The sequence below is a fragment of the Arthrobacter sp. 01T428 genome (genome assembly GCF_056398685.1).
On sequence record NZ_JBFTPW010000006.1, the window covers coordinates 84,954 to 101,526 of the forward strand.

15 protein-coding genes and 1 pseudogene are annotated in these 16,573 nt (G+C 65.9%); 7 read left to right on the plus strand and 9 right to left on the minus strand.

The features are described 5' to 3' along the window. Window positions 1-87 precede the first annotated feature (87 nt). From hrpB to AC1DJB_RS09060, 3 genes and pseudogenes are all read left to right on the plus strand, one after another. Window positions 88-2,803, plus strand: a pseudogene (hrpB, locus tag AC1DJB_RS09050) (ATP-dependent helicase HrpB). Between the two features lie 69 nt (window positions 2,804-2,872). Beyond that, window positions 2,873-3,625 (plus strand): M50 family metallopeptidase, encoded by a 753-nt coding sequence (locus AC1DJB_RS09055; RefSeq protein WP_476910174.1) that lies wholly within the window; start codon window positions 2,873-2,875, stop codon window positions 3,623-3,625. 113 nt (window positions 3,626-3,738) lie between these two features. Beyond that, window positions 3,739-5,916 (plus strand): elongation factor G-like protein EF-G2, encoded by a 2,178-nt coding sequence (locus tag AC1DJB_RS09060; protein ID WP_441437860.1) that lies wholly within the window; start codon window positions 3,739-3,741, stop codon window positions 5,914-5,916. Between the two features lie 21 nt (window positions 5,917-5,937). Here AC1DJB_RS09060 and AC1DJB_RS09065 read toward each other — a convergent pair whose 3' ends face one another. From AC1DJB_RS09065 to kynA, 8 genes are all read right to left on the minus strand, one after another. Beyond that, entirely contained in the window at window positions 5,938-6,603 is a 666-nt protein-coding gene (locus AC1DJB_RS09065; protein WP_441437861.1) for an alpha/beta hydrolase family protein, read from the minus strand. A gap of 2 nt (window positions 6,604-6,605) precedes the next feature. Then, window positions 6,606-7,226: an L-threonylcarbamoyladenylate synthase gene (locus AC1DJB_RS09070; RefSeq protein ID WP_059389303.1), complete on the minus strand. Its 621-nt coding sequence runs from the start codon at window positions 7,224-7,226 to the stop codon at window positions 6,606-6,608. A 27-nt stretch (window positions 7,227-7,253) separates the two neighbouring features. Continuing rightward, window positions 7,254-8,054 carry an ABC transporter permease gene (locus AC1DJB_RS09075; protein ID WP_306959564.1) on the minus strand — a complete coding sequence of 267 codons (801 nt, stop codon included), beginning with the start codon at window positions 8,052-8,054 and terminating at the stop codon, window positions 7,254-7,256. Between the two features lie 61 nt (window positions 8,055-8,115). Next, on the minus strand, window positions 8,116-9,102 hold the full coding sequence (locus tag AC1DJB_RS09080; protein WP_332602102.1) for an ABC transporter ATP-binding protein: 987 nt from the start codon (window positions 9,100-9,102) through the stop codon (window positions 8,116-8,118). Continuing rightward, complete coding sequence (locus tag AC1DJB_RS09085; RefSeq protein WP_441437862.1) at window positions 9,099-10,184, minus strand: LolA family protein; 1,086 nt, start codon at window positions 10,182-10,184, stop codon at window positions 9,099-9,101. Before AC1DJB_RS09085 ends, AC1DJB_RS09080 begins: the two co-directional genes overlap by 4 nt. An 86-nt stretch (window positions 10,185-10,270) precedes the next feature. Then, the gene (locus tag AC1DJB_RS09090; protein ID WP_332602104.1) at window positions 10,271-11,125 is read right to left on the minus strand and encodes a PaaX family transcriptional regulator; all 855 of its coding nucleotides are present in this window, start codon (window positions 11,123-11,125) and stop codon (window positions 10,271-10,273) included. Further along, entirely contained in the window at window positions 11,122-12,360 is a 1,239-nt protein-coding gene (gene kynU / locus AC1DJB_RS09095) for a kynureninase (RefSeq protein WP_284988245.1), read from the minus strand. Before kynU ends, AC1DJB_RS09090 begins: the two co-directional genes overlap by 4 nt. 43 nt (window positions 12,361-12,403) lie before the next feature. Next, a complete protein-coding gene (gene kynA / locus AC1DJB_RS09100; protein WP_441437863.1) occupies window positions 12,404-13,288 on the minus strand; it encodes a tryptophan 2,3-dioxygenase in 885 nt (294 codons plus the stop codon). A 119-nt stretch (window positions 13,289-13,407) separates the two neighbouring features. Here kynA and AC1DJB_RS09105 point away from each other — a divergent pair, with 119 nt between their 5' ends. The 4 genes from AC1DJB_RS09105 to AC1DJB_RS09120 all read left to right on the plus strand — a co-directional run bounded on the left by AC1DJB_RS09105 (window position 13,408) and on the right by AC1DJB_RS09120 (window position 16,140). Next, the gene (locus AC1DJB_RS09105) at window positions 13,408-13,905 is read left to right on the plus strand and encodes an HAD domain-containing protein (RefSeq protein WP_441437864.1); all 498 of its coding nucleotides are present in this window, start codon (window positions 13,408-13,410) and stop codon (window positions 13,903-13,905) included. A gap of 169 nt (window positions 13,906-14,074) precedes the next feature. Continuing rightward, the gene (locus AC1DJB_RS09110) at window positions 14,075-15,289 is read left to right on the plus strand and encodes an inorganic phosphate transporter (protein WP_059389297.1); all 1,215 of its coding nucleotides are present in this window, start codon (window positions 14,075-14,077) and stop codon (window positions 15,287-15,289) included. Next, window positions 15,286-15,507 carry a hypothetical protein gene (locus AC1DJB_RS09115; RefSeq protein WP_059389296.1) on the plus strand — a complete coding sequence of 74 codons (222 nt, stop codon included), beginning with the start codon at window positions 15,286-15,288 and terminating at the stop codon, window positions 15,505-15,507. The genes AC1DJB_RS09110 and AC1DJB_RS09115 overlap by 4 nt, the downstream gene beginning before the upstream one ends. 36 nt (window positions 15,508-15,543) lie before the next feature. Then, on the plus strand, window positions 15,544-16,140 hold the full coding sequence (locus tag AC1DJB_RS09120) for a dihydrofolate reductase family protein (RefSeq protein WP_284988242.1): 597 nt from the start codon (window positions 15,544-15,546) through the stop codon (window positions 16,138-16,140). Here AC1DJB_RS09120 and AC1DJB_RS09125 read toward each other — a convergent pair. Next, a complete protein-coding gene (locus AC1DJB_RS09125; RefSeq protein WP_059389301.1) occupies window positions 16,093-16,560 on the minus strand; it encodes a hotdog fold thioesterase in 468 nt (155 codons plus the stop codon). The two genes, AC1DJB_RS09120 and AC1DJB_RS09125, sit on opposite strands and share 48 nt — an antisense overlap. Window positions 16,561-16,573: the final 13 nt, after the last annotated feature.

Here is a 16,573-nt window from a genome sequence, read left to right on the forward strand (position 1 = left end):
TTCTAGCAACTGCCCTTTAATAGTCCTCCCGATTCGGCAAGCAGTCCACCTTTCAACGGCTGATCCGCTTATAGGCACAATGGAGGAGTGAAATCCCCACCCGTTCCCCGGAATGCCGCGCTCGCATACCGCCCTTTCGACCTGGACACCATCGGCGAGGGACTCGTCTTCGGAGAATCGCTGGGGGAACTCGCCAAAGCCCTCGATACAAGGGGAACGGCAGGAACCGCCGTCGTGCAAGCGCCCCCGGGGACCGGCAAGACGACGCTCGTGCCGCCCTTGCTTGCCAACATCCTGCTCGCCGACGGCGCGGCCGGCGCGGTGACTGGAAGGCAGCGCCCCCGGGTGATCGTGACCCAACCACGGCGGGTCGCCGCGCGCTCAGCGGCACGGCGCCTCGCCGCTCTCGACGGCAGCCGGCTCGGCGAACGGGTCGGATACACGGTCCGCGGCGAAAGCCAGGCGGGCCCCGGGACCATGATCGAGTTCGTGACTCCTGGAATCCTCCTGCGCCGCCTGCTCGCGGATCCGGGGGCTTGAGACCGCCGGTGCCGTGATCCTGGACGAGGTCCACGAGCGCGGCCTGGAGACAGACCTGTTGCTCGGAATGCTCATCGAAGTCCGTGAGCTGCGGGAGGACCTCACGCTCGTCGCGATGTCCGCAACCCTCGACGCGCCACGGTTTGCCGCGCTGATTGGAGGCGCCGGAGAAGGCACAAGCGGAAAGCACGACGGCGGCGGGCCGGCACCCGTCGTCGACTGTCCGTCCGCGCTGCATCCCTTGACGGTGGACTGGGCGGCCGCGGCAGGTCCACGGTTGGACGGACGCGGCGTGACCCGCGCCTTCCTGGACCATGTGGCGGACACTGCCGCGTCGTCGTACACGGACACCCTCGCCGCTGATCCGGACATCGACGCCCTGGTGTTCCTTCCTGGTGCGTGGGAGGTCTCCTACGTCGCGTCCCGGCTGCGCGCCAGACTGGCTGCGAGGGCCAGGGACGTGGAGGTATTGGAGCTTCATGGCCAGGCAAGCCCGGCGGAACAAGACCGGGCGGTCTCCGGCCGGGAGCCCGGCGGATCTCCCCGGATTATCGTCTCGACAGCCCTGGCCGAATCCTCCCTGACCGTTCCGGGAGTGCGGCTGGTCATCGACGCGGGGCTGTCCCGTGAACTGCGGCGTGACGCCGGCCGCGGCATGTCCGGCTTGGTCACGGTCTCCTGCTCCCGTGCCTCCGCCGAACAACGCGCCGGACGCGCGGCACGCCAAGGGCCAGGGCGCGTGGTCCGCTGCTACGAGCACAAAGCATACGGCGCCGCACCGGCCCACCCCACACCGGAAATTGCGGCCGCCGACCTGACGGGCGCGGCGCTCGTCCTCGCGTGTTGGGGATCGCCGGGTGGCCGGGGGCTCGCACTTCCGGACTCCCCGCCCCAAGGCGCGATGGACGATGCCATTGAAGTGCTGCGGGAACTTGGCGCCATCGACGCGGACGGACTTGCCACGGACGTGGGGAAGACCCTGGCCCGGATCCCCGCCGATCCACGACTGGCCCGCGCATTGCTGGATGGTGCCGCCACTGTCGGGCACCGGGCGGCTGCCGAGGCTGTCGCCCTCGTGGCAGGGGATCAACGGGCTCCCGGAGCTGACTTGACGCGCCTGCTGGCCACACTCCGGGCAGGCAAGGACCCCGCGGCCCGGCGTTGGGCCGAGGATGTCCGCCGCATGGAGGCGATCGCACGCCAGGAGCGATCCGGCGTCGGGCCTTCCCTGACCGCACCGCCGAGCCTGCCTTCACTGGCGAGTCCTGCCGAAGCCTTGGGGTTCGTGGTCGCGCTTGCGTTCCCCGACCGTGTTGCGCGCAGCGTTCCAGGCACCGGCCCTGAACGCTACCTGCTGACGTCGGGAACACGTGCCGGGCTGCCGGCGGGCAGTCCGCTCGCCGGCCACGATTGGCTCGCTGTGGCCGAGGTATCCCGTGCGGACGGCCGGGATGCGGCAGGCACTGGCGCCGTCATCCGTTCCGCTGCACCTTTGGCGGCGGATGCGGCGGAAGCTGCCGCCAGCCACCTCCTGAGCGATACGGTGGAAGCCGAATTCACGCGGGGCCGCGTCACCGCCAGGCGGGAACGGCGGCTGGGTGCGATTCTGCTGTCGTCGACGCCCGTACGGCCCACCATCGACGACGGTCGCGCTGCCGTAGCCCGCGCCTTGGCGAAAGAAGGCCTGGGGACCATTGGCTGGTCGACGGCAGCCGATACCTTGCGCCGGCGACTGGCTTTGCTGCACAGGGAACTGGGCGATCCATGGCCGGACGTCTCCGAGCCCGCCTTGCTGGCCAGGCTGGAGAAGTGGCTGGCACCGGAGCTCGAAGCGCTCGCAGGAGGCGCTGCGACGAACGGGATCGACCTGGCCGAGCCGTTGCGGCGGCTTTTGCCGTGGCCCGAGGCGGCCCGGCTCGGTGAGCTGGCGCCGGAATGGCTTGAGGTGCCGAGCGGTTCCCGGGTGCGGATCGACTATCCGGACGTTGCCGACGACGGCGGCCGGCCGGTCGTGGCGGTCAAGTTGCAGGAGTGCTTCGGCTGGGCTGCGACGCCGCGCTTGGTAGGCGGACGGGTGCCGGTGCTGTTCCACCTTCTTTCTCCGGCCAGGCGACCGCTGGCCGTGACAGATGACCTGGCCTCTTTTTGGTCCGGCCCGTACGCCCAGGTCCGTGCGGAGATGCGCGGGCGCTATCCGAAGCATCCCTGGCCCGAGGACCCGTGGACAGCGCCAGCAACGGCCAAGACCAAGCGGAAGATGTGACCCCGGCTTGCCGGTGGTTCCAGCTGGCTGGGAGGCGTTCACAGGCTTTTTCTTTAGGATGCCACGGTGATGAACATGGAATTGCGTCCCGCTGACCTTGCCAACGACTGGTGGCAGGCCGTGCTGCGGGGATTCACCACACAAGAGGTCCCGAACCTTGCGACCCCTGTTGTGCTGGGCATCCTGGCCGCTGCCGTCGTACTGAGCATCCCGCGCGCCACCTGGCGTTGGTTTGGCCTTTATGTGACCTTCGTGCATGAACTGGGCCACGCGTTCGCTGCCCTCATGACGGGGCGGGTCGTCCACGGGCTCCGGATCGGGCTGGACCACTCCGGACAGTTCCTGAGCAGCGGGCGCGGGAAATTCGGCGCAGCCTGGTCCGGGTTCTGGGGATATCCGAGTCCCGCGGTGGTAGGCGTGGCGCTCATCTGGTCCGTGTCGGCAGGGCGGTCCGGGGCAGCCATGTCCGTCGGCGCGCTGGTGTTGCTGCTCGCACTGATCTTTCTGCGGAACTTCACTGGAATCTTCGTGGCGCTCCTCAGTGCCGCGATTGCCCAGTTGCTTGTCATGTTCGCCACTCCCTCGACGGTAAGCCATGTGGTACTCGGACTTGGCATAGCCCTCGAGGTGGGCGCCGTGCGGGATTGGTTCAAGGTGGCTTCGGTCCACACCCGTCGGCGCGACCGGCTCGCGTCGTCGGATGCCTACATCCTGGCGCGGTCCACGGGGGTGCCGTCCTTGCTGTGGCTCGTGGCTTTCGCCGTTGTCATCGCAGCAAGCGCGGTGTTTTCCCTTCGCACGGTGTGGGGCATGCTCTCCTAAGGCTGCGGTTTCGGCACGGACTGGGTCGATTGCTCTTGCCGTGCGCCAGTCCAGGGTGTGGAATCGGTTAGCAAAGGACGCGGGGGATTCGGCTTCTACTCCAGGAGGTGCTCATGTCGGTGAAAGGCCCAGGCAGTGCGACGAAGGGGTCGAACCGGACCAACCCCGATCTTCGACGGGCGGACCCGTCCTCGGCGCCAGCCGATCGGCCCGAAAACATCCGCAACGTCGTCCTGATTGGCCGCTCGGGCGCGGGAAAGACGATGCTGCTCGAATCACTCCTTTACGCTGCCGGGGTGGTGAACCGCATGGGTTCGATCGTGGATGGCACCACCGTGAGCGACTCGGAAGCGACGGCCATCCACCAGCAGCGATCCATCGGGCTGTCCGCGGCGCCCTTGGTCTTCGACGACATCAAAGTGAACCTTCTCGACACCCCGGGCTACGCCGATTTCATGGGAGAGCTGCGCGCGGGGCTGCGTGCCGCGGATGCGGCGCTGTTCGTAGTGTCGGCCGTTGACGGCGTCGACGCCGGAACCACCGCCCTGTGGGGTGAATGCGAGCGCGTTGGCATGCCCAGGGCCGTGGTCATCAGCCGGCTTGACCATCCCCGGGCGAACTACGATGCCGTCCTGGCCGAATGCCGGTCCGCCTTCGGCGATTCTGTCCTTCCCCTTCATTTGCCGGTCCGCAACGCGGACGCTGTTTCCGGAGTGCTCGGGCTGCTTTCGGGCTCGGTGTCGGAGTACACCCCCGGGGAACCACGGCCCGCGGTCCGGGCGGCGACAGCGGCCGAACTGGCCGGCGCGGAAGGTGTCCGGGGGGAACTCATCGAGGGCATCATTTCCGAGAGCGAGGACGAGACCTTGATGGACCGGTACCTCGGCGGCGAGGACGTCCCCATCGATACCCTCGTGGAAGATCTGGAGACCGCGATCGTCCGGGGGACGTTCTTTCCGGTCCTGGCCAGCTCTTCCGTGACCGGAGTCGGCACGGCCGAACTCTTGGAAGTGCTGACCCGCGCCTTTCCGCCTCCGACCGAGCGAAGCCTCCCGACGGTGACTGACCTGGGCGGGACACCCTTGGAACCCCTGGCATGCGATCCGGACGGTCCGCTCCTTGGCGAAGTGGTGCGGACTACTGTTGACCCGTTCCTGGGACGGGTGTGCCTTGTCCGGATCTTCTCAGGGACGCTGCGAGAGGACTCTGCCGTGCATGTGGGTGGACACGGCCTGGCTGAGCGCGGGCACCCCGACCACGACAGCGACGAGCGGATCACCCACCTGTACTCCCCGTTGGGCTCAAGCCTGCGGCCGGTGCAGTTCGCCGTGGCCGGAGACATTTGCGCGCTGGCGAAGGTGGCGAGCGCCGAAACGGGAGACACGGTTTCCGCGCGCGAGGCTCCACTGCTCGTGGAAACCTGGGACATGCCCGAGCCGCTGATGCCTGTGGCGATCGAAGCAGCCTCGCACGGCGATGAAGACGCGCTGTCCAAGAGCCTGGCCAAGGTCGCGGCGGGAGATCCGACCCTGAGGGTGGAGCGCAACTCCGAGACGCACCAGCTGGTCCTGTGGTGCATGGGCGAGGCCCACTCGGAGGCAGTCCTGGACCGTTTGCGCGAGCAGGGGGTGAAGCTGCAGACCGTGGATGTCATTACCCCGCTCCGGGAGACCTTTGCCGCCCAGTCCGCGGGCCACGGACGCTATGTCAAACAATCCGGCGGCCACGGACAGTACGCGATCTGCGATATCGAAGTGGAACCCCTTGAACGCGGGGGAGGCTTCGAATTCGTGGACAGGATTGTTGGCGGGGTCATCCCCGGCACGTATGTTGTATCGGTCGAGAAAGGCGTCCGGGCCCAGATGAGCAAGGGGGTGCGGGCAGGTTTCCCGGTGGTCGACATCAGGGTGATCCTGGTGGGCGGCAAGACCCACAGCGTCGATTCATCGGACGCGGCTTTCCAGGCCGCTGGCGCTTTGGCCTTGCGGGAAGCCGCCGCGGCGGGCAGCATTCAACTGCTCGAACCGATTTCGGCCGTGACGGTCCTTGTGGCCGACGAGCACGTGGGCGGGGTCATGAGCGATCTGTCCTCCCGCCGCGGGCGCGTCACCGGGACGACATCCGTGGGCGGAGAGCGCACGGAGATCAGCGCCGAAGTGCCGGAGCAGGAACTGCTGCGGTACGCGATCGTGCTGCGGGGACTGACGGCGGGCAGCGGTCGATTCCGCCGGGAGTACTTGCGGCACGAGCCGTTGCCGCCCGGCATAGCCGTCGCCTCGGCGAAAGCCTGAGGCTCAGAGTCTCCTTCCAGGTCAGCGGTTCTTGCGAAGGAACGCTGAAACGGGAGGTGCCAATGAGGCCCCCACCTCCGAAGCGCTCTTCTTGACTCCCGCGCGGCCAAAGGAATGGTCGCCGCCCTCCCACCACTCGATGGTGGCGGCGCGGCCGATCCGGGCCACCACGTTTTCGAGCAGCTCGGGCGTCGCGAAAGTGTCCCGCGTGCCCTGCAGGAAGAGCATCGGCAGCGTGAGCCCGTAAAGGTGCTCATCACGGAGCTTCTCGGGTTTTCCGGGCGGGTGCAGCGGGTAGCCGAGATAGATGAGTCCCTCGGCGGGCATGCCTTCGGCCACTGCCATCGACGCCATGCGTCCACCGAAGGACTTGCCGGCCGCCCACAGCGGTTCTCCCTCCGAACGGGACGCGGCTTCCGCCATGACGGCCCGCCAGGCCGCGATAGCCGCGGGAGGCCGGTCGGGGAACTTCTTGCCGGCTTCCCGGTAGGGGAAGTTGAAGCGCAAGGTCGCGACGCCGTCGTCGTTCAAAGCGTGCGCGAGGCCGCCCAGGAACGGATGCTCCATGCCCGCCCCGGCTCCGTGGGCGAGAACGAGGGTCGCGACCGGGTTGTCCGGCCGGCCGTAGATACCGGAGATCGGTGTGCCGTCGACGTCGATCGTGACATGGGATTCGGCGGTATGCATGCTTACTCGAATCGGGAGGGATCGCCGGTGCCGCGCCTGACCACTTCCGCGGTGCCGCTCGAGAAGTCCACCACCGTGGTGGGCTCTGCGCCGGTGTCGCCGGAGTCGATCACGGCTTCCACCAGATTGTCCAGGCGTTCCTTGATCTCCCAGCCTTGGGTCAACGGCTCCTCCTCGTCGGGGAGCAGCAAGGTGCTGGAAAGTAGCGGTTCGCCCAGTTCGGCCAGGAGGGCCTGGACAAAATTATGGTCCGGAATCCGCACGCCTACCGTTTTCTTCTTGGGGTGCAGGAGGCGGCGGGGGACTTCCTTGGTGGCAGGCAAGATGAACGTGTAGCTACCCGGCGTCACGGCCTTGATGCTTCGGAACACATCGTTGTCGATCATGACGAACTGACCGAGCTGCGCGAAGTCCTTGCAGACCAAGGTGAAATGGTGCTTGCTGTCCAGCTGCCGGATCGAGCGGATCCGGTCGAGGGCTTCCCTGTTGCCGATTTGTGCGCCGAGCGCGTAGCAGGAATCGGTGGGATAGGCGATGAGCCCGCCGGACTGGAGGATATTCACCACCTGGGCAATTGCGCGTGGTTGGGGGTCCTGCGGGTGGACATCGAAGAATCTTGCCATGCCACGAGCTTACGGGCAGGCCGTGCTTCAGGACAGGACATCCTTGCTGGTGAACTTGCCATAAGCCAACGCGCCGGCCGCCACGACGTAGGCCGCCTGCAGCAGGGCATTGTCGCCGAAGCTCGTCCACGAGATGGGTTGGCGCAAGAGGTCGGCGAAACCCAACCAGTAGTGGCTGAACAGCCACGGGTGCAGCCACTCCAATTGCGGCAGGTTGTCGGCCACTTGTGACACCACGGACAGGACGATCGTTGCGGCCATGGCCCCGACCGGCACGTCCGTGAAGGTGGATATTGCCAGCCCGATGGCGGAGAGCCCCAACAGTGACACAGCAATGTACGCGGCTATCAGCAGGGAACGCACCACTGATTCGCCGACGCCGATCGTGTCGCCGGAGAGCAGGGTAACGGGACCTACCGGGAAGAGCGCGACGCCGGCCAGCGCACCGGCGGCGGCCACCGTAAGGGTCGCTGCCAGGCAGAAAGCCGCGGCGGACGCGTACTTGATCAACAAGAGGCGGACGCGTCCGGCCGGGGCGACGAGCAAGTACCTGAGCGTGCCAAGGTTCGCTTCTCCTGCAATCGTGTCGCCTGCCACCACTCCGATGGTGAGGGGAAGGAACAAGGGCACGGAGACGATCATTGCCGTGACGCCGACAAAAAGCCCGTTCTGGGTGATGCGATCAAGGAACGGCGGACCACGCCCTGGCGCCACGGGATGCGAGCTCAGCTTGACCGCCGCGGCAATGAGGATGGGGATCGCCGCGAGCGCGAGGAGCATGGCCCATGTCCGCAGCCGCCTGAACAGCACCGAGAGCTCCGAGGCCATGAGTGACCACGAGCTTGATGGCCGGGCCGCTGGCTGGCCGGGCAAAGATTCGGTTCCGCGTTCAGCCGGCAATGTCGAAACCCTCTCCGGTCAGGGAGACGAAGCGCTCCTCCAGGCTGGCGTCCTCCACGCCGAAGCCCCGCACCCGGACGCCGTCGGACACGAGGGCAGCCACGATCGCCTCGGGAGCCACCCCGTACCCCGGCGGGCCGGTGCTGACGAGGCTCTGGCCATCGGCACCGTGCGATCCGGGCAGCGGCACTGACAGTTCCGATTGCAGGCCCAGCCTGGAGAGGACACGGACAGCGGCCTCAATATCGGGCGTGTGGAGCCGGATCGTGGCCGTTCCCGCGGCGCGCAGTTCGTGCAGGGTTCCTTGCGCCACGAGTTTGCCTACGCTCATGACACCCACATGGGTGCACATCTGTTCCACTTCCGCGAGGAGGTGGCTGGAGACGAACACGGTGGTGCCCCCGGCGGCGAGGGAGCGGACCAGGCCGCGCACCTCCCGGGTCCCTTGCGGATCCAGGCCGTTGGTGGGTTCATCGAGGACAAGCAGTTCCCTCGGCCGCAGCAGGGCATGTGCAATTCCCAGCCGCTGCTTCATCCCGAGCGAATAGGCGCGCACCTTTTTGCCCGCGGCATGGGACAACCCCACCCTCTCGAGCGCTTCATCCACCCGTGCGGCCCTGGTCCGCGGGGATGCGTGAAGATCGGCGCTGTCCAATCGCCGAAGGTTCGCCGCCCCGGACAGGAAAGGGTAGAAGGCCGGGCCTTCCACGAGCGAGCCCACATTGGGCAGGACCGTTGCCAGTTGGCGCGGCATATCGCCACCCAGAACCCGGATGCGGCCGTTCGTGGCGGCCGCCAATCCAAGCAGCAACCGGATGGTGGTGGTCTTGCCCGAGCCATTTGGACCGAGGAAGCCAAAGACTGAACCGCGCGGAACCGCCAAGTCGACGCCCTCGACGGCGGCCCGGTGACCAAAGCGCTTGCTGAGGCCTTGCGTCTCTATCGCCAGTTCAGCCGGCGGGGATGCCTCCGTCATTTCGTGGCGGCTGCGGCCTGCAACCGCTCAAGTGGCACCATTCCCGCGAAGACGCGGCCGTCGTCGAGCATCAAGACAGTTACCAGGCTGGTGGTCACTGCACGGCCGCCCGCTACCGGCTGGGTGAGCTGGGCCACCATCGGAGCCGAGCGGACATCGGCGGGCACGGTCCCCGAGGGCATGGCGATCACTGCGTCCCAGCCGGTTCCCGTGACTGTTGGCCGGCCCCCGGTTGCCTTTACCTGCGGTGCTTGCCCGGTCTTACCGGGGAGGGTACGCGGTTGCGGGGTTGCCTTCTCTTCCACGGCGGCACCGCGGGGCGGAGTGAAACTGAACAGGGCGGCGTCGGGCGCCGACAAGCTCACGTCAGTGAACGCGAGCGAAAAGGCCGCCGCGGCCTGGCCCCGTGCCCGCACCTCGACGCCGAGCGGCAGGCCGGAGGCGGAGTCGACGGCGATTGTCACGGAATCGACCAGCGTGCCGGTACTCCGCGGCTTGATCACCAGTTGGTAGGCCGTGCGGCCGGCCACCGTGGTTCCGTCGCCCACGGTCACGTCTGTTGTAGGCCCGACGGCGGCGAGGAAGTGCTGCGCGACGACATCAGGCGTGATCGCTCCGGGAGTCGGCGTCGCGCGCGGGGCCGCAGCGCGGGCCGTTTCGGCGGGCATCGTCATGTGCGCCGCACTGTTGTCGGCCGAGTTGTAGAGCCAGAGATCGTTGCCGTTGCGGACGAGGTCGCGCTCGGCGAGCATGTCCATCACCTGGAACCTGGCCTTGGCGGGGCCGTCCAGGTAGACCCGGACCGTGTGGGATCCGCTCAACAGTTCCATGACCGAAGCGGGGCCTTGGGTTGCCGTTGGCCCGACGGAGGGGAGCTGGGGGAGTCCCAGATCGGAACTCTGTTGAAGGGTTCCGGACAAAGCATGGACGTCGGCCCGGCCGATCATCGCGATGACTTCCTCTGCCGTTTTAGGAGGCAGGCTCGTCGCAGCTCCCGCCTGGTAGGAACCAGCGAGGGCCGCCGCAGCAAGGGCTACCGGAACCAGCGCGGCCGGCAACCAACGCAACCAAGGACGGGTCATGACAACCTCGCGAACCATCCACCATCGGCGAAGTTCATGCTTCCAGCGTACGCCTGCTGCCCGGAGTGATCACCCGTTCTTGGCCCCTAAGCTTCCAGCGTCCTCCGCACGAAGTCCGCGCTGGGCCGTGAATAGGCGGCCCCCAAGCGCTCGAACAAGGCGATTCCCGCCATGCCCGGCCAATCCTCGGGAAGGAATTCCGCCGGCAGCCCCGGATCAAGGTACGGAATGATCCGCCAGCGGTCGATGCAACGGACGTAACGGGCGAAGGTTTCGGCCGAGGCCGGGCCGCCGTCGGAACCGCTGTCTTGGCCGCCGTCGTCCGCCGCGGAACCATGATGCCGGATGAAGTCGCGATGCAGTTCTGCCACGGTGTCCAGGTCCCACCATGCGGATGCGGCCTCGCGGAGGCTGCCGCCCACCAAGGGGGTGTCCGTCACGAACACCGTGGCCATTCCGCGCAACCCCAGGTCCTCGAGGATCTCCTCCACTTCCACCCTGAGCGAATCCGGGCAGATCCACAGCCCTGCTGCCACCGTGCCGCAGCCGATCCAGTGCAATCTCCGCCGCAATTGGTGCCGCTTTTCCCGCTCCGTTTCCGGAATGGAAAAGGACACGAGGCACCAGCGGTCCGCGGGGGACATCAGGCGGGGGTTGAAGATCCGGCGGTCTCCGCGGGCAAGCATCGTGGCGGCGCCCTCGGTGACGGCGAAGCCGGGAACACCTTCACGGAGCTGAGGAAGGACGATTTCCTTCTTTTTCAACCGTGACAAGGCCGTTCGGGACACGGCAGCGGTCACGCCAAGGGCCTCCATGAGGACGATGATGTGCCTTGAGGACATCCATCCGCCGGCATCGCGCAGGTATAAGCCGATGACGGTCCGCAGCAACGACGTGGTACTCCCGGGCCGGGAGTCCATGTCGTCGAGGACGGCACTCACAGGAGTTCGGTCAGGGCGTCCCGGATGGCGGTCACTCCCAGCTCAACCTCCGCGTAGCTGGTGCTGAGCGGCGAGAGCCCGATCCGCAATCCGTGCGGCGGACGGAAATCCGGAATGACACCCCGCTCCCAAAGCGTCCGGGTCACCTCGCCGAACAAGGGATGGTCCACCGTGATGTGCGAGCCACGCTCTGCGGTGTTGCGCGGGCTGACAATCTCGACGCCGAGGGGGGCCAGCATGTCCTCAGCCAAGGCGACTGCGTACTCCGTCAGCTTGATGGACTTCTCCCGCACCGCATCCATGCCCACTGATGCGATCAGCTCAACCATGTCCTTGAGCGGCTGCATGGCCAGCACCGGGGGAGTTCCGGTGATGAAGCTGCGGATCCCACGGGCCGGGGTGTAGCTTTCCGTCATGCCGAAGGGGTTGTCGGCGCCCATCCAGCCCCAGATCGGCTGTTGCAGTCGGTCCTGCTGCGACGCGTTGACGTACGCGAACGCGGGGGAGCCCGGGCCGCCATTGAGGTATTTGTAGGTGCAACCAACAGCAAGGTCCACACCCCAGGCGTCCAGTTCGAGGGGCACCGAGCCTACCGAGTGGCACAAGTCCCAGAGCATGAGTGCTCCGGCTTCCTTGACCATCGCGGTGATCGCCGCGGCATCCGCCAGGAAACCCGAACGGTATGCCACGTGGCTGAGTACGACGACGGCGGTCCGCTCGCTGAGCAGTCCCTCGAGGTCCGTGGTCCGGACGCCGCTGGCCGGGTTGGAAGCGACCCACTTGATGGTGGCGCCCTTCTCCGCGGCGATGCCCTCGATGATGAAACGGTCCGTGGGGAAGTTGTCCCGGTCCACCACAATCTCATCGCGGCCCGCTTGGGCGTCGACCGCTGCCCGGATGAGCTTGTAGAGCATCACGGACGTGGAGTCTCCCACGGTCACCTGGCCGGCGGCCGCGCCCAGGGTCACGACGCCGATGCGGTCGCCCACTGCGGTGGGCTCATCCATCCACTGTTCGTCCCAGCCGCGGATAAGGCGGCTGCCCCAGGCGTCCTCGACGAAGGACGCGAGCTTCGCCGATGTCGCCTTGAGCGGCCTGCCGAGCGAGTTCCCGTCAAGGTAGGCCGTGAGCTGGCCGTCCGACGGGGCGTAAAAGGCCTCACGCTGCCCGGCGAGGGGATCCGCGGCGTCGAGCTCTGCCGACGTCGGCCGTTGCGTTTGTTGCACGCTGTTCATGTCTCTCCTGAAGAAAGCGATGGGGTTTCTTGGAATTTGATGTTCAGTTGCCGATTTCGGTGCGGACGGCGTAGAGCTCCGGGAAGAAAGTCAGGTCAAGGGCCCGCTTGAGGAAGTCGACGCCGGAGGAGCCTCCCGTGCCCACCTTGAATCCGATGGTCCGCTGCACGGTACGCAGGTGGCGGAAGCGCCACGCGTGGAAGTTGTCCTCGATATCCACAAGGTCTTCGCAGGCCTCGTAAAAGCCCCATGGCGTGGCTTCCGATTCGTAGATCTCCTGGAAGACCGGTACCAGATCCTTCTGGAACGTCCACGGTTCGCTCGTGTCACGTTCAAGGATTTCGGCCGGAACGGCATAACCGGCCCGCGCCAGCACTGCGAGGAAGGCGTCGTAAAGGGTCGGCTCCTCCAAGAGGGTACTGAGCTGGCTGTGCGCCGCCGGATCGCTCTCGAAGACCCGGAGCATGCCGCGGTTCTTGTTGCCCAGCAGGAACTCGACGCCGCGGTACTGGTGGGACTGGAAGCCTGACGAACTGCCCAGGAAGCGCCGGAATTCGGAATACTCGCGGGGAGTGAGCGTGCCCAGGACAGACCACTGCTCGGTCATGGTCCGCTGGATCGCCTTGACGCGTGCGATGCATTTGAGGGCTTTGGCAAGGTTGTCCATATCAAGGAGCCGGCGGGCTTCAAGAAGCTCATGCAGGATTAGCTTGAGCCACAGTTCGCTGGTCTGGTGCTGGATGATGAACAGCATTTCGTCATGGTGTTCCGGGGTGCTCAACGGGTGCTGGGCCGTGAGGAGGCGGTCAAGGTCCAGATACCCGCCATAGGACATGGCCTGGCTGAAGTCGGTGCGGACCGAATCCTCGATGGGCCTGATCCCTCGGGCCCTGATGGTCTCTTCGGAGTGGCCGGTGCGGTTTTCCATGCATTGAGATTATCACTTATGTGACGAACGTCAAGATAGTGAATTTCCGGACGGTCCCGGTGGCGTTCCAAAGCGCTTGCCTTACGCTGGCTTTGTTGGCACATCCGGGAGGGGGCTGCATGACCACCGTGTCGCTGTATCTGGATGTCGACGGCGTGGTGAACCCCTTCGGTCCCCTGGGCTTCACCGATTGGGGTACGGAATGGAAAATCGCCGACGCCGGAATCCTGGACGTCGTCTACGCCTCCGAACTGGTTGACGAACTCAATGACCTGGCCGCCCACCCCGCGGCGAGGTTTGTATGGTTGACCACGTGGCAGCGGCTCGCGCCCGGGTTCCTATGCCCCGCCATCGGTCTCCACGGCGAGCATTGGCCCGTCTTGACCAGCGATGGTTGGGACCAGACTGCCGATTGGTGGAAGCTGGACGTCTTGCAGAAGGACGTCCAGGAGTCCGGAGCCGAACGGATCGTGTGGATGGACGATCAGCTGGACCATGAAGCCGCTGCCCGGTCCTGGGCCGAGTTCCTCGGCAACCGTGTGCTGTGGATCTCACCGGATCCGCGGCGGGGCCTGTCACGCAGCGATATCGCGGCTGTTCGGCAATTCCTTGGATGATTCGATGTTTGGCCATGCCGGCAATGGCACGTAAGATTCTTAAGGTTTCACGCCCGCCATAGTTAATTCCGCCAGTACAGTCAGATGAACGCGTGCTGAACTGTTTTTTGTTGGGCAGGCCCCGGGGAAGTGGAACTGCGCATCATCGACTCTGCAGATTGGGCACCAGGTGGGAATCACCTTCATGGTCGCGCTTGTCATAGCGCTGGCCTTATTTTTTGACTTCACCAACGGCTTCCACGACACTGCGAACGCCATGGCGACTCCGATCGCCACGGGTGCCATCAAACCCAAGACGGCTGTTGCCTTGGCCGCGGTGCTCAACCTCGTGGGCGCGTTCCTCTCGACCGAAGTGGCAAAGACCATTTCGGGCGGCCTGATCCGCGAGGGCACGGACGGTATCCACATCACGCCGGAGATCATCTTCGCCGGGCTGATGGGGGCCGTCCTGTGGAACATGTTCACGTGGCTCAAGGGGCTGCCGTCCAGTTCTTCGCACGCGCTTTTTGGCGGCCTCATCGGCGCTGCGATCGTCGGCATCGGATTCCACGCCGTCAACTTCGACACCGTGCTCCAGAAGGTGATTCTTCCGGCCGTCTTCTCGCCACTGCTCGCCGGTGCCGTGGCCTATCTATGCACAAAGCTGGCCTACCTCCTGACGTCCCGGCATGACCCCGAAACCGGCGACAAGCTGACCCAGAAGCGCGGCGGATTCCGTACCGGCCAGATCTTCACCTCGAGCCTCGTCGCCTTGGCCCACGGTACCAACGACGCGCAAAAGACCATGGGCATCATCACCCTCGTCCTGATCGCCGCCGGAACCCAGCCGGCCGGCAGCGGCCCGCAGCTCTGGGTCATCGGGGCCTGCGCACTCGCCATCGCCATCGGAACCTATGCGGGTGGCTGGCGCATCATCCGGACCATGGGCTCGGGACTGACCGACGTCAAGCCAGCCCAGGGCTTCTCCGCGGAAGCCAGCACGGCATCAGCCATCCTCGCTTCCTCCCACCTCGGCTTCGCGCTCTCCACCACGCAGGTGGCCTCCGGTTCGGTCATCGGCTCGGGACTCGGACGCAAGGGCACCACGGTGCGCTGGGGAACGGTGGGGCGCATCGCCACCGGCTGGCTCTTCACCCTCCCTGCGGCCGCAATCGTGGGCGCTTTGACGGCGTTCCTCATCGGCACCGGTACCGTCGGCGTGGTCATCGCCGCAGTCGTGGGCACCGCCGTCGTCGTCTACATGTTCATTTACTCGAGGAAATCGCACGTGGGCCACCACAACGCCGTCGAAGTCGAGGAAGCCGGCACCGCAGTCCGCTTCCGCAAGAAGAAGGCTAGAAAACAGAACCTGAGCAAAAGCGCGAGTAAGGACATCCAGGCATGAAGTGGTTTGATCTGGTGGAGGTAGCCGGCGCGACCCTTGTGGCGGCCGTTCTCCTCGTCGTGCTGTATTCGCTCGGTGTCCGCCTCACCGCCATCGCGGGCGACGCCCGGCAGAAATCGCCGGGCATGGTCCGGTCGCTCGCCTACGCTTGTTTTGCGGCCTGCGGAATCGCCGTGCTTTTCGGGATCTACCTGATCGTTCCGTACTTCTCGAAGTAGCTGTGAACGCTGCTGCCTGATGGGTAGGGTGGGGCCATGGCGGATTTCCAGTACTACGTGGCATCCTCGCTTGACGGGTTCATCGCCACGAAAGAAGACGATCTTGGCTGGCTGCTCCAGTTCGAAGAGGCCGAGGGCGTCACCGAAAGCTATGAAGACTTCATGGCGGGCATCGGCTGCATTGTCATGGGCGGCCAAACGTACCGCTGGCTCATGGAACACGAACCGGGCAAGTGGCCCTACCAAGGTGTTCCATGCTGGATCTTCACCCACCGCGAATACGCCGCGCCGCCCGGCGCGGACGTCACATTCGTCCGTGGCGAGGTTGAGGAATTCGCGCCGGACCTGATTGCCGACGCCGGCGACAAGAACGTGTGGCTGGTTGGCGGCGGTAACCTCGTGGCCCAGTTCGCCAAGGCCGGCCTGCTGGACGAGATGATTGTCACCCTGATCCCGGTCGCTTTGGGTTCCGGCAAGCGCTTGTTGCCTGTTGAAAGCCCGACGGCGCCGCTCGAGTTGGTCTCCTCCCGCACCCTGGGTAGCGCGGCAGTAGAGGTGCGCTACAGGTTCCCCGCGCGTGCCGGTTCAGCGGGCCCTGTTCTCCCGGATCATGTTGGTGATCCGGGCAGTTGAGAGTCGCCGGCCGTGATCGTCGGTCATGACAATTTCATGGGTGGCGAGCGTGCCGCCCAAGTGGATGGCCGTGCAAGTGCCGGTGACCAGGCCGCTCGCAATGGAGCGATGGTGGGTTGCGCCCACCTCGATTCCCACCACGTGGCGCCCGGCTCCGGCATGCAGGGCTGCCGCGAAGGAGCCCAGGGTTTCGGCGAGGACCACGTGGGCTCCGCCGTGGAGGATGCCGGCAACCTGGGTATTGCCTTCGACCGGCATGGTGGCAACGGTCCGTTCAGGGCTCAGTTCCAGGAACTTGATGCCCATCTTCGTTACGAGGGAACCCACGCCATAGCGGGAAAGCCAACCATGCAACTCTTGCGGAACGCCGGCCGCATTGAGTTCGTCGGTGAACGGGCCCGGCGTGAAATTGTCCATCATGGCAACTAGGCTG